The organism is uncultured Ruegeria sp. (genome assembly GCF_947500045.1).
Classification (GTDB): Bacteria; Pseudomonadota; Alphaproteobacteria; order Rhodobacterales; family Rhodobacteraceae; genus Ruegeria.
In genome coordinates this window covers 1-1,321 of sequence record NZ_CANMQQ010000034.1, presented here as the reverse complement: position 1 = coordinate 1,321, position 1,321 = coordinate 1, and the positions used below count along the sequence as shown (strand labels likewise).

Sequence of the window (1,321 nt, the reverse complement as noted above, 5' to 3'; positions counted from 1 at the left end):
TTTTTGGCGGGGTTTTTTGTGTTTTGTGGTTTTTGTTTTGTGATTATTCTGCGGCGTCTTCGTATTCTGACATTGGGGGGCATGTGCAGATGAGGTTTCGGTCGCCGTATGCGTTGTCGACGCGGTTGACGGGGGACCAGTATTTGTCGACGCCCATGGAGCCCGGAGGGAAGCAGGCCTGTTCGCGGGTGTAGGGGCGGTCCCATTCGCCTACCAGATCACGCACCGTGTGGGGGGCGTTTTTCAGCGGGTTGTTTTCCGCATCGATCTTGCCGTCGATGATGTCCTGCGCCTCGGCCCGAATGGACAGCATGGCGTCGCAGAAGCGGTCCAGCTCGTCCATGGGTTCCGATTCCGTGGGCTCGACCATCAGGGTCCCGGCCACCGGCCAGCTCATCGTTGGTGCGTGGAAGCCGCTGTCGATCAGCCGCTTGGCCACATCGTCGACCGAGACATGCGCCGCCTCGTCCAGCGGACGGGTGTCGAGGATGCATTCATGCGCCACCCGGCCCGTTTCCGAGGTGTAGAGGATCGGATAGGCATCAGCCAGACGTGCGGCGATGTAGTTGGCGTTCAGGATCGCCACCTTGGTCGCCTGGGTCAGACCTTCGCCCCCCATCAGCAGCACATAAGCCCATGAGACGGGAAGAATGGATGGCGAGCCGAAGGGCGCCGCCGAGACCGGACCCAGCGCGGTGCCGTATTCGGGGTGACCGGGCAGGTGCTCTTCCAGGTGTGCCTTGACGCCGATCGGGCCCATGCCGGGGCCGCCGCCGCCATGCGGGATGCAGAAGGTCTTGTGCAGGTTCAGGTGGCTGACGTCACCGCCAATGTCACCGGGACGCGACAGGCCCACCATGGCGTTCATGTTGGCCCCGTCGATATAGACCTGACCGCCGTGGTCATGGGTGATCTGGCAGACCTCCTGCACGGTGGTCTCGAACACGCCATGGGTGGACGGGTAGGTGATCATGCAGGCGGCCAGATGATCCGAATGCTTCTCGGCCTTTTCACGGAAATCGGCAACATCGATATTGCCGTTCTCATCCGCTTTTACCGGCACCACCTGATAGCCCACCATCTGCGCCGAGGCCGGGTTGGTGCCATGCGCCGAGGTTGGGATCAGGCAGACGTTGCGCTGCGCCTCACCCCGCGACGCGTGATAGTTGCGGATGGTCAGCAGACCCGCATATTCACCCTGCGCGCCCGAGTTGGGCTGCTGGGAGATCGCGTCATAGCCGGTGATCTGGCACAGCTTGTCGTTCAGATCATCGATCATCTCGTGATAGCCCTGTGCCTGATCTTCGGGGCAGAACGGGTG

General features: G+C 62.1%; 1 protein-coding gene. It reads right to left on the bottom strand.

Annotation, left to right across the window (positions count from 1 at the left end):
* Positions 1-43: 43 nt before the first annotated feature.
* The coding region (locus Q1B46_RS22130) for a beta-eliminating lyase-related protein (protein WP_299952066.1) at positions 44-1,321 on the bottom strand (1,278 nt) is incomplete at its 5' end.